Source organism: Allobosea sp. NPDC055353 (genome assembly GCF_053644975.1).
In genome coordinates this window covers 2794889-2806536 of sequence record NZ_JBSHMC010000001.1, presented here as the reverse complement: position 1 = coordinate 2806536, position 11648 = coordinate 2794889, and the positions used below count along the sequence as shown (strand labels likewise).

13 protein-coding genes are annotated in these 11648 nt (G+C 61.3%); 2 read left to right on the top strand and 11 right to left on the bottom strand.

The window, feature by feature from the left end:
• The first annotated feature begins 379 nt into the window (after window positions 1-379).
• Window positions 380-1552, top strand: coding sequence for a zinc-dependent alcohol dehydrogenase (locus ACWIEX_RS13040; RefSeq protein ID WP_454033403.1), 1173 nt, complete (start codon window positions 380-382; stop codon window positions 1550-1552).
• 14 nt (window positions 1553-1566) lie between these two features.
• On the top strand, window positions 1567-2361 hold the full coding sequence (locus ACWIEX_RS13035; protein WP_454033402.1) for an SDR family NAD(P)-dependent oxidoreductase: 795 nt from the start codon (window positions 1567-1569) through the stop codon (window positions 2359-2361).
• A 57-nt stretch (window positions 2362-2418) separates the two neighbouring features.
• On the opposite strand, the gene ACWIEX_RS13030 is transcribed toward ACWIEX_RS13035, so the two are convergent.
• The 11 genes from ACWIEX_RS13030 to glf all read right to left on the bottom strand — a co-directional run bounded on the left by ACWIEX_RS13030 (window position 2419) and on the right by glf (window position 11324).
• Window positions 2419-3003, bottom strand: coding sequence for a DNA-3-methyladenine glycosylase (locus ACWIEX_RS13030; RefSeq protein ID WP_454033401.1), 585 nt, complete (start codon window positions 3001-3003; stop codon window positions 2419-2421).
• A gap of 67 nt (window positions 3004-3070) precedes the next feature.
• Entirely contained in the window at window positions 3071-3700 is a 630-nt protein-coding gene (locus ACWIEX_RS13025; protein ID WP_454033513.1) for a DUF6766 family protein, read from the bottom strand.
• 14 nt (window positions 3701-3714) lie between these two features.
• Window positions 3715-4323 (bottom strand): cysteine hydrolase family protein, encoded by a 609-nt coding sequence (locus ACWIEX_RS13020; protein ID WP_454033400.1) that lies wholly within the window; start codon window positions 4321-4323, stop codon window positions 3715-3717.
• Window positions 4324-4387: 64 nt separating this feature from the next.
• Window positions 4388-4843, bottom strand: coding sequence for a DUF4142 domain-containing protein (locus ACWIEX_RS13015; RefSeq protein WP_454033399.1), 456 nt, complete (start codon window positions 4841-4843; stop codon window positions 4388-4390).
• A gap of 76 nt (window positions 4844-4919) precedes the next feature.
• On the bottom strand, window positions 4920-5432 hold the full coding sequence (locus ACWIEX_RS13010) for a YciE/YciF ferroxidase family protein (protein ID WP_454033398.1): 513 nt from the start codon (window positions 5430-5432) through the stop codon (window positions 4920-4922).
• 35 nt (window positions 5433-5467) lie between these two features.
• Window positions 5468-5611, bottom strand: a complete 144-nt coding sequence (locus tag ACWIEX_RS13005) for a hypothetical protein (RefSeq protein WP_454033397.1) — start codon at window positions 5609-5611, stop codon at window positions 5468-5470.
• Between the two features lie 44 nt (window positions 5612-5655).
• Window positions 5656-6105 (bottom strand): hypothetical protein, encoded by a 450-nt coding sequence (locus ACWIEX_RS13000; protein ID WP_454033396.1) that lies wholly within the window; start codon window positions 6103-6105, stop codon window positions 5656-5658.
• A gap of 264 nt (window positions 6106-6369) precedes the next feature.
• Complete coding sequence (locus tag ACWIEX_RS12995; protein WP_454033395.1) at window positions 6370-7044, bottom strand: NAD(P)/FAD-dependent oxidoreductase; 675 nt, start codon at window positions 7042-7044, stop codon at window positions 6370-6372.
• A gap of 26 nt (window positions 7045-7070) precedes the next feature.
• Window positions 7071-7310: an NAD(P)/FAD-dependent oxidoreductase gene (locus ACWIEX_RS12990; protein ID WP_454033394.1), complete on the bottom strand. Its 240-nt coding sequence runs from the start codon at window positions 7308-7310 to the stop codon at window positions 7071-7073.
• On the bottom strand, window positions 7307-9052 hold the full coding sequence (locus tag ACWIEX_RS12985; RefSeq protein ID WP_454033393.1) for a glycoside hydrolase family 1 protein: 1746 nt from the start codon (window positions 9050-9052) through the stop codon (window positions 7307-7309). The genes ACWIEX_RS12990 and ACWIEX_RS12985 overlap by 4 nt, the downstream gene beginning before the upstream one ends.
• A 1-nt stretch (window position 9053) precedes the next feature.
• On the bottom strand, window positions 9054-11324 hold the full coding sequence (gene glf, locus ACWIEX_RS12980; RefSeq protein WP_454033512.1) for a UDP-galactopyranose mutase: 2271 nt from the start codon (window positions 11322-11324) through the stop codon (window positions 9054-9056).
• Between the last annotated feature and the right edge of the window lie 324 nt (window positions 11325-11648).

Genomic DNA, 11648 nt, shown 5'->3' with positions numbered 1-11648 from the left:
CCAAGAACGCTCGACAAACTAACAGGTTAACTCGCCGTCAGCGCCATCCAATGACCACTTCGGTGGAGGCATGTGCCGCCGACCATCCTCAATACATCAGAATTCAACAGATTTTTTTGTATAACGTCTGCCGTCGGCCCATTTCGGCCCAAGAGCGTGCTCGGTGTCACTAAGCTCCGAAGCGCACATTGGGTGCTGTGCATGGCCTCTGATTTCATACCCACCGCGGACCTGGCGCTGCAACAAGAGACCCGGCTCTTCCAGGCGCAGATCCCAAGAATCGTTGGCGCCCGAAGATATTCCATTCAAACGATATATTGGCGGAACGGTCACGGTCAGGTGGAGTTGGCTCTGTGGGGGGTCATAAAGGACCCGCGACATGAAAGCACTCTGCTGGCACGGCAAGAGCGATATCCGCTGCGAGACGGTGCCCGACCCGCAAATCCAGGATGCCGGCGATGTCGTGATTAAGGTCACGGCCTGCGCGATCTGCGGCTCGGATCTGCACGTCTATGACGGCTACACCCCCACGATGGAGGCTGGCGACGTTTTGGGTCACGAGACCATGGGAGAGGTCGTCGAGATCGGCCGCGGCGTCCGGAATCTGAAGGTCGGCGATCGGGTCGTCGTCCCGTTCAACATCGCCTGCGGCGACTGCTTCTTCTGCCGCAAGCAGCTCTTCTCGCTCTGCGATCGCTCCAACCCGAACGCGGATCAGGCCAAGAAGGCGATGGGTCAGTCACCCTCTGGTCTGTTTGGCTATTCGCACATGCTCGGCGGCTTCCCGGGAGGGCAGGCGGAATATTTGCGAGTGCCCTATGCCGATGTCGGCCCTATCAAGGTCCCGCTTGGCATCTCGGACGAGCAGGTGCTCTTCCTCTCCGACATTTTTCCCACCGGGTACATGGCAGCGGAGAATGCGGAGATCGAGGACGGCGACACGGTCGCCGTCTGGGGCTGTGGGCCGGTGGGCCAGTTCGCGATCCAATCAGCCTGGATGTTCGAAGCCGGCCGCGTCATCGCGATCGACAACGTTCCTGAGCGTCTAGCGCTGGCGGCGAGCAAGGGACGAGCTGAGATCGTCAATTTCGATGACGGTCCGGTCTACGACAAGCTGATGGAGATGACTGCGGGACGTGGGCCGGATCGCTGCATCGATGCCGTCGGTGCCGAGGCGCACGGCAGCGGTTCGTTCGACGCGGTGGTCGACAAGATCAAGGCTGCAACCTTTCTCGCGACAGATCGCCCGCATGCGCTTCGGGAGGCAATTATGTGCTGCCGCAAGGGCGGCACGATCTCCATGCCCGGCGTCTATTTCGGCTTCCTCGACAAGATACCGATGGGCGCCTTCATGAATAAGGGTTTGACGCTCAAGACCGGGCAGACCCACACGCACCGCTATCTGGCGCCGCTGCTCGAGAAAATCATGTCCGGCGAGATAGACCCGTCCTTCGTGATCACGCACCGGGCGGGGCTCGAGGATGGGCCGGGCCTCTATCAGACATTCCGCGACAAGGAGGACGGCTGCATCAAGGTGGTCCTCACCCCGTGAAAGAGGAGCATCCCATGAGACAGGGAACCGGAAAGCTTTCTGTTGTCACGGGCGCGTCGAGCGGCATCGGCTTTGAGCTGGCGCAACTCGCCTCCGCTGATGGCTACGACCTGATCATTGCGGCGGACGAAACCGACATTCACGACGCTGCCGCGAAACTGAAGGCAACGAGCGCGAACGTCGTCTCTATCGTCGCGGACCTCAGCGACGAGCAGGGGGTTGAAGAGCTAAACGCAGAGATCGCCAAAGCGGGGAGACCGGTCGATCTGCTCTTCGCCAATGCAGGGCGCGGCCTCGGGCACGGTTTCCTGGACCAGGACGATGCAGAGTGGCTGCGCGTGATTGACACCAACATCGTCGGCACGCTGCTGCTAATCAAAAAGGTTGGCTTGCAGATGCGGGAGCGGGGCGAGGGCCGCATCCTCATAACCGGCTCGATCGCCGGGTTCATGCCCGGCACCTTCCAGGCCGTCTATAACGGCACCAAGGCCTTCATCGATTGCTTCTCATTCGCCCTACGTGAGGAGTTGCGGGATACGGGCGTCACCGTCACTTGTTTGATGCCAAGCGCAACCGAGACCCGCTTCTTCGAACGCGCCGGGCTGCTCGACACCAAGATTGGACAGGACGAGAAGGACGATCCAGCCGACGTTGCCAAGGCAGGTTACGATGCGGTTCTCGCCGGAGATGGCGACGTCGTCCGCGGCTGGAAGAACAAGATCCAGTCGTCGCTGGCCAACGTCACTCCGGTCGAGACGCTCGCCAAGCAACACCGGAAGATGGCGGAGCCGGGCTCGGCGGATCGTTGACGACAGGGCGTCATGCCACTGGACAATGCGCCGTGAAGGAGGGGCCATAGCCCTCTTTTACCGGAATGGCCGACTGAGGAACGCCGAGCCAGCGAGGCCGAAACGCCAGGTTACATCCGACGCTCGCGATATGCCGATCCGCGTTCCGATCAGCACCTCGGCGGTCGGTGGTCCTGACGACAACGAGAACGGTGGTCGGCGTAGGTCGTGACCATCCCAGCTAACGTCGATGCCCAATGCCGCGCAGAGGCGGCCTGGACCCGAGCAGAGTTGCCGCTCGGGGAGGTCGCCTCGGCGGCTTCTCATCTCCTCGATGCCGACAAGCGGTTCGATCGCGCGAATGAGGACGGCGGCCCCCGGCGTCGGGCCGCAGACGACGTTCAGGCACCAATGAAGCCCGTAGGAGCGATAGACGTAGGCGTGCCCGGGCGGTCCGAACATGCTGCGGTTCCGCGAATTCGGGCCCTTCACGCTGTGCGACGCCGGATCCTCATGGTCATAGGCCTCGGTTTCGACGATCGGGCCGCCCGCGCCCCTGAACAGCAGCGTCGCGCCGATCAGGTCTCGCGCCACCAGCGCCACCGGCCTTCGGTAGAAGGCGTCCTTGAGCCGCGGCATTCCGGTCATGACTTGATCGGCCATGGATTGATCCTCGGGCGAGACCGCCAACGAGCCCGGCTTGGGTGATCGAGCGGCCAAACACGGAGCCTCACGCCCCGGTTTCGGAATGGGCGGCAGCCACCGGCTTGGACTCAGGCGATCCTCGCTGGCGCAGGAAGATCGACAACACGACCAGGACGGCGGTGGACAGAAATTCGGACTGCCAGTTCTGAAAGGATTCGAACCAGAGCTGAGAGTCTGCGAGATAGCCGAGCATGGTCTTCAATTCGCGGCCGTGGACCGCCGCTTCCTGGTTTGCGGCAATGGCGCTGAACCACCAGTGGAGCGCGAAGGAAGCGACGAAAAGGCCAGCGAGCGCTAGCCCTAACGAGTGCTCATACAGCCACGCGAGCTTGGGCTTGTGCGCGCGCCAGGGCAGGTTATCATTCTCTCGCCCAGGCGCGTCGGGATCGCGGGATTCTGCTGATCCCCGCTGGAACAGCATCGCGGTCAGGACGACATAAGTCGCCATCTGAAGGAATTCGCTTTCCCAGTTCTCAAAGAGGGCCGACAGGAAAGGTCCGCTCATCAGGTAAGAACCAAGTGGCAGAGGCTGTCGCCCATGCTGGAAGAGTTCTGCGTTGTGCGATGTCAGACCGGTGAGCGCCATGCCCCCGAGCGAAAACAAGAACATCCCCATCAGCGCCAGGGTGAGCCCATGGTTTCGTACGAACTTTATCATCGGGGACCTGTCTACCGCCAATCGTGCAAGATCTCGGCCGTGCTCACGACCTCGATCTGCTCGGTAAAGCGCTCGAGATAAAGCTGCATAAGGGCGTCGTGCGTGGCGTCGGATGAACTGCAGACAGCATCGTTCGCAAGGATCACGCGATAGCCTCTGTCCACTGCGCCGAGCACTGTCGCAAGGACGCAAACATCGGTCTCCCCGCCGCTGACGATTACTGTGTCAATCCCGGTGCCCCCAAGCAGACGGTCGAGCGAGCCGTTGAGCCATGGTGAATAGACGGACTTGTCGATAATACGAGCCGGCGGTGAGTAGCGTTCGAGAGCGAGGATCAGCTTCACGCCATCAATCCCGATGTGATCGAGCGTGCATTCAGCCCAGCGGCGATAGTAGCGTGCCCATGTTCCTCGACCCTGCCCAGGTTTGGCGGCCGGTATGAAGCGAGTGAATATCGTTCTTTCCGGATGAGCGTCGCAGAGCTCCTCGACATACGGCAACACTCGTTCCAGCCACGGGAAAGCCCAAGGATATCCCGGACCAAAGAGGCGCTGCATGTCCACGCACAGATGGATGCAGCTCTCGCCAAGCGGGCCATGCGTCAAGCCACCGGCAGCCATCAACATTCTCCGAATGTCTTTTTAATCGTCGCAACGGTGACTGAACACCGCATGAGAGCGTGCTTCAACCGAGAGCTTTTGCGAGCATCTCAAGCATCACATCCTTTCCGTCAGACAGATATTTCTCCTGGATTTGGAGGAGCGCCTTGTGCCCGTCGATCTGGACCTCGACGAAACCAACATCAAACGACTTGCCGGCCTGCATAGCCGACAAGGTGTCGATTACGGCCTTGCCGGTCTCAGCGGGCTTGGGATCTACTGAGAGCCGCGCAGCAGTCTTGACGACCGTGGCGACGGTCTCCTGCTCCGCGACTTCGAACTGTGCGAAGCGCTTCACGGTCGGATCGGTTGCTTTGCTCAGCGCCACACGGCTGGTTTCCAAGGCAACGGCGCCAGCTTCCAAGGTATCGGCGGCGTGCTTGGCTTCCAGGGAGACGGAGGTCTGGCTCGACTGAGCAAACGCGGCAGTCGGGAGCAATATCGCGGCGGCTGAAAGTTGAACGAGCGTACGACGTTTCATAGAAATTTCTCCGGATATCGCAGAACTCGAGAATGCCACCTCTCTGTAAGAAGAGGTGGCTTGGTGAGAGAGCGACCTAGGCCGCCTTGGAAGGCGCGACAGCCGCCGAGTTTGCTGGCCCGCCGAGCTGCGTGAGCAGCTTGTCGGTCTTGGTCTCCTCGGCAAGCGTGGCATCGAGCAGCGTCACCGCTTCGGTATGGCCGAGCTGCTTCGCCCATGACTTCAACGTGCCATAGCGCGTCATCTCGTAATGCTCGACCGCCTGCGCCGAGGCGACGAGACCGGCATCGAGGGCGGGGCTGTCGGCGTAATCCTCCATGACGGCCTTGCCTTCCTCCAGAATCCCGAGGATGGCGTCGCAGGTCTTGCCGCGAGGCGCCTTGCCGATCACCTCGAAGACTTCGCCGAGGCGCTCGACATGCCCTTCCGTTTCCTCCCGATGCGTCTCGAAGGCCTTCTTGAGCTCGGGCGACTTGGCCGCCTTTGCCATCTTGGGCAATGCCTTCAGGATCTGCTTCTCGGCGTAGTAAACGTCCTTGAGCATGTCATGGAACATGTCGTCGAGGGCCTTTGGTGTGTTCGTAGCCATTGGAATTCTCCTGTTGTCGGGGTTGCAGGCGTGGATTAGGCGGCGGTTTCCTTGGTCTTCGCGATTGCATCGGTGACGCGCTTTTCGGCGTCGGGCTGGCTGATGCCGGTCTGGGAGGCAATGACGCTGGCGACGTAAGACTTGTCGGCAGGAGACATGTCGCCGTTGCGAATGCTCATTGCGATGATACGCCCGACTTCGGCACGCGCCGGAGCGGTGTCGGTTAAAGAGGAGCCGGTCGCTCAGCGCGAATCAGGGTGTCGATGACATAGGCCGACGGGTCGAGGCTCGACAGGTCAAGACGACCGACAGCCTGGCTCGCTGCACCGGATACAGCCGAGCCGACACCGGACGCAGCGCTAGCCGCCAAGCGAGCGCTGCCACCGATAACAGCCGATACGGCTGAAGCCAGCAGGACCGAACTGATGATCGCGCCGACGGCCCAGGTCATGAAGCCGTGAGCGGTGTCGCGGAAGGCAACCTCTTCGGTATGAAGACCCACGCGCTTGGTGCGAAGACGGCCGGCGAGGTAGCCGCCAGCGCCGGCTGAGAGCAGATGAACGATGGCGAGCCAGATCATGGCGGCAACACCGAATGTGGCCGCTGTGACGCCGGCATTCGTCCAAGGCGAAACCGAGACGAAGCCCAGCCCGGCTCCGGCGGCGAGGAGCATGAGGGAGATTGACGCACTGACCACGGCGCCTCCGAGGACGGCGCCCCACGACACTGCGGAAGACGCGCGAGCGCTCGTGGCGTCGGAGACGCCTCGTAAGGTGGTGTCTGTCATGAGCGGTGAACTTTAAAGGCGCATGCAAGATGCCGGCGCGTTGCGGACAATTCGGCCCGATCGATATAAACGCAACGCCGGGACCATCCCTTAGTTCCGACCGCCTAGAATATTACGCAGGATACAATAAATATGACCGATCATGTCATTTTACATTGACGAAATCTGAGTCAGAAACATGCGGCGCAAGGATTTGCGTTGCGCGATATCGTTTCTCATCGTCGTGGCCGCCACCGCTCCCTGGCCCATGGCGGTGCTGATCTGATCAAGCCCCATCACGATGTCGCCTGCGGCGTACAACCCATACTGATCGGTTCGTTGGTGGCGATCGACAATGATGCAATTCATCTCTGTGCATTCGACATCAAGCGCCCCGGCCAGGTCAGATCGAGGCTGACAACCGAGGGCGGAATAGATCGCGTCGAACGCGAGCCTGCCGCGCGGCACGTCGAATGAGATACGTTCGTAGTCCAATCTGAACTGACTGCACGGGCCGTCCAGAAGCGTGATCTCGGCCGCGGCGAGTTCCTGGCGTTGCCCCTCGCTCAGCTCGCGATCACTCTCGGACGAAACCAGGCTCAGCGATCGCGTAAAGCTTCGGACGAACATGGCTTCGTCAAATCCATGCTTCCCACTTCCCACAATCGCGACATTCCGATCCGTAACTTCGTAGCCATGGCAGATGGGACAGTATCGCAGCAAGCCCCTGGCGAGCGCCTCGTTATGGATGACGTCCGGCATATCCAGCCTGCGATCGACGACCCCCGTCGCCAGCAGGACCGTTTGAGCGTGAACCAATGCGCCAGAGAATCGCAGCTCGAACAAACCGCCGCTGCGCGTTGCAGAGGTTACTACGTCGGCTTCGATCGCGAGCCATAAAGGATCGCCTGCTCGCGCATGCGAGACAGCAGCAAATCTCCCGAAATCCCGTTAGGGAATCCGGGGACGTTATGCGCAACAGGAATGAGACGCGCGCGGCTGCTGCCCCCATCGACAATCAGAACTGACAGATGGAAACGGGCCAGATAAATCGCAGCCGTCAGCCCGGCCGGCCCTGCGCCCACGATCACACAGTCGAATTCGCGGTTCATGGCCGCTCTCCCCCGGTGTGAACGAAATCCGGAAATTCGCCGGAGTTCGCGGCGTTGCGCCCGTCAAGACTGACAGCCTCTTCCATCACTTCGAAAAGTGGTTCGTAACGGACGAGCTTGCCGGAATATGTGTCGCGGGCGTACAGCCCGTTCTGACAATCCCGGTCATTGTCCCAGCCCAGGTGGTTAAGGACCGGGTAGAGGCAGATGCCTTCCACCGGGATGCCGCGGCGTCGGGCAATCGCGACTTCGGACCAGATCATTTCCAGCCAGGGGGCTCTCTCGTCATCCTCCGTGCCTGTTTCGGCCACGAACAGTGGGCGTCCGTATCGCGCGTAGGTCTCGGTCAGGAGGGCATGGAACGGCCGATGCGACCTATGGCCGGGCTCGATGCGATCGCCATCGTGGGTCCATTGGTTACGAGGATAATAGTTCACGCCGATAATATCGAGCAGTTCAGGCCGGCCGCCGAGCTGCCGCCAGATGCCACCGGAGATCATGTCCCAGGCCTGGAATTGGGCCATGCGCTCGCTGGCGGCGGCCTTCCGCTCACGCGGATACCGACCGTCGTGCACGACATGAACGACAGGCTCGGGATGCACAAAGCGGGCGCGCGGATCCACTGCGAGGATCGCCTCCATCGCCATGATTGAAGCCTTGGCGAGTTGGCACTTGAGCTCGAACCCCCGCTTGATGCCGAAAGGGCTGAAATGTCCCACCTCACCGCCCGCCCAGGCGAAGAATGAGATCTCGTTGATCGGGCAATAGAACGCAGCGGCGCCAAGCTCGCGCGTGATCATCGTCGCGACGTCACGCGCAAAATCCGCAAATCGCTGGTCGAAGCCAGGCGCCCATGGATCGACGTCATCTGGAAGACCGTAATGCAAGAGGTCCCAGATCACCTGTGTCCCGGTGGACCGGGCCGCCTCCAATAGTGGAAGGAGGCTAGACCAGTCGCGCGCGCCGGGTGTCGGCTCGATCAGGTGCCATCGAACACCATCGCGAACGCTCAGCATTCCGTCCGCGGCCAACCTGCGATAATCGGACATGGCGTTGAGAACGTGACCGCTCGCCGCCAGAACGTCGAGGCGCCGACCGCTGGGCAGCCGATGCGACGAACATTCGAAACCACCTTGGAACCGGCTCCGGAATAGGCCGGGCGCGGGCGCCGCTTCGTGCTGGCGGACCACCTCTTGGAAGAGGGACATCCACATCCCTACGATCTCCCGTCCCTTTCCCCCGTATGGAATATGGATGGCGTGCCCTTCACGTCCGGGCATCCGAGCGGCAGCCGCTTCCCGTACTTCAGGGCTGCTGCCGACATAGCGGGTGGTCAGATGCTTGGGGCCTGCCATGGCCTCAGCAACCAGGCAGCCGTATTCGATCAGAGGCGGGTGCCAATGCAGGCGCTCCAACGCGGGATAGATGTCGGCGACGTCTTGGCAAGAGACCACAACATCGTATCCGGCGACGCGATCGGCCAGATATGTCACTGTCTCGGCAAAGGACAAAGAACAGGGCGTCGTGTCGATGTCGACCCCTAACAGCTCCAGCTCGCCGTAGTCCGGCGGAAGCAATCCGTCCCTGACAAAACAGACGATCACGTCCAGCTGCAACTCGGCGGGGGGCAGGCACTGAGCAAGGAGCCGGAGCTCGCTCTCTTCGCCGCGCATCTCCAGCGTGCCGAAGACGAAGAGCACCCGCACGGCGGCTGACGGGCCGAGCCCGGGTTTGCTGAGCATCCTAGCGCGCCAACGAGGCTTCTAGGAGGGCGTCGCTTGTCGATGCCTCGTGCGTTTCCGAGAGTCGGCGATAGGTCACCAACGCCTGACCCACCACCTGATCCATATTGTAGTAGCGGTAGGTGGCCAGCCGGCCGACGAAGGTCACATCGGAGCGTTGGCGCGCCAGCGCTTCATACCGCTTGTAGAGGGCCTGATTTTCCGGACGGGGCACCGGGTAATAGGGATCTCCGACCGCGCTGGAAAACTCGTAGCTGATGCTGGTTTTCGGATGCACCTGCCCGGTCAGGTGCTTGTACTCGGTGATGCGCGTGTAGGGGACCTCTGCACCGGGGTAGTTGACGACGCCGACGGCCTGGAAGCGCCGACTATCGACCGTCTCGTGTTTGAACGACAGGCAGCGATAGGGAAGCCGGCCAAACCGATGGTCAAAGAACTCGTCGATCGGGCCAGTGTAGATTGTGTGATCGGCTACGACCTCGGATCGAACCTCCTCGTAGTCGACGCCAAGCTCGACTGTGATGAGGGGATGGTCGAGCATCTTCTCGAACATCCGCGTATAGCCTTGCGCCGGCATCGCCTGAAAGGTGTCGAGGAAATAGCGGTCGTCGCGAGATGTCCGCGTCGGCACCCGGGCCGTTACGGACGGGTCAAGCTGCGAAGGGTCCAGGCCCCATTGCTTGAGTGTGTAGCCCTTGAAGAAGGCCTCGTAGAGTTCGCGCCCCACGGCAGACACGACGACATCCTCCGATGTCGCGATCGTCTCGATCCGCTCGGCCCGCGACGCGAGGTAGGCGGTAGCAGCCGCTTCGTCGGGCAGAGCAATTCCGGCGAAGCCTTCGAGGGTGGTTCGATTGATAGGCACGGGCAACAGTTTGCCCTGCTCCCCTCCGACCTTTGCCAGGACGCGATGCTCGTAGGGCCGCCAACTCGTGAAGCGAGACAGATAGTCGAATACGTCACGGCTGTTCGTATGGAAGATGTGCGGACCATATTTGTGGACAAGGATACCGGCGGCGTCGCGATGATCGTAGGCGTTTCCGCCGACATGATTGCGCCGGTCGATCAATAGGACACGCTTGCCGGATCCACGTGCGAGACGCTCTGCGAGCACTGCACCGGCGAAGCCCGCGCCCACAATGAGAAAGTCGTAGTCTTGTGCTCTCGGCGTAGCCTTGATCGACGGTGAAGGCACAAGCACGAAATCCCGTCCTGGGGGCTGCTCTGCTTTTAGAAGCTCCGCGGCGGAGATCAGCTCGCTCATGCGAGCTTGCGTCTCATCCCACGAGGTGCTGGCCAGAAGGCGATCTGCCTCCGGTAACCACTCTTCGCGATGGCGGGCCTGCTCAATCGCAATCTCGCACCCTTGAATGAAATCCTTGGGAAGTCGGCTTAACGAGACGCCGAGAAGCGCTCCGTAATGGCGAACGACGTCAGGCACTGGGGTCGACACGACGGGTCGCCCCGCGGCCAGGTATTCAGGGGTCTTGGTTGGGCTAATGAACGCTGTAGCCTCGTTGTCCGCGAAAGGCATGAGCGCAGCGTCCCAGCCCGCCAGATACGCGGGTAGATCGTCGTATCCCTTCTGACCCAGGTAGTGGATGTTGGGCCGGCGCGGCAGGTCCGATTTGTCGATCTTCACCACAGGACCGACTAAGACGAGGTTCCAATCAGGACGGGCGTCGGCGACGCTGGCCAGCAGTTGCAAGTCGATCCGTTCGTCGATTACCCCGTAGAAGCCAAGACGAGGGTGCGGGATCGAGTGCTGATCCGTGGGGTCGGGAAGCGCAGTGCGCGCTTTCGCGAAATGGGCTGCGTCGACACTCGACGGAAAGCAGTGGAGGTTGTCGTGACGGTGACGCCTCGCCTCGTAAAGGCGCGTGCCGCCTGTGAACACGACGTCAGCAGCCTGGATCAGCTCTTCTTCCAGCGCGGCGAGCTCGGGGGGCGCGAAGCGAAACCCCGAGAGCTCGTCCATGCAGTCGTAGACCACAGCAGAGGCATCCACATGCTTCGCGCAGCCGAACAGCATCGGGGTGTAGAACCACATGACCGGGCTCGGTTCGGAAACGAGATCCATGAACTCGTCGAGCAATCCAGCAAGAATATTGTCATGGTTCTCGCCGCCGATCTCACTCTCTGGAATGCGCGGCCGCAGCACGACGACGCGGGAGCCTTCGAAGCGGTGGGTCTCCAGATAGGCCAAGTGATGGTCTGTTGGTATCGACTCCTCGAAATAGAACACGCGTCGTTCGGTCGCGAAACGCTCCATCAGGTGCTGTGGCCGCTGGCGGACGAAATCCCAGCGCAAATGCGAAAAGCAAATCAGGGCTGGCCGGATCACAGGTCGCAAAGCGGATGCTGCGGCAAACATGGCGCTGTTGTCGTGATGGGAATTCATGATCCGGCTCCGTTTCGCTTTGGTCCTTCCAATCGAGAGCTGGCGCCCGCAGTCATGCAGCGTGAGCACGGGGACGCCCTCGCTCGGGCTTAAGCCGGGTTTCGATGAGGAAGAGGGGTGGTGCAGGCGCAGTTAGTCATGCGGCTTGACTGCGCCGCGGAAACTTGGGCGCACATCCTGCGCTCAAGCTTGTGG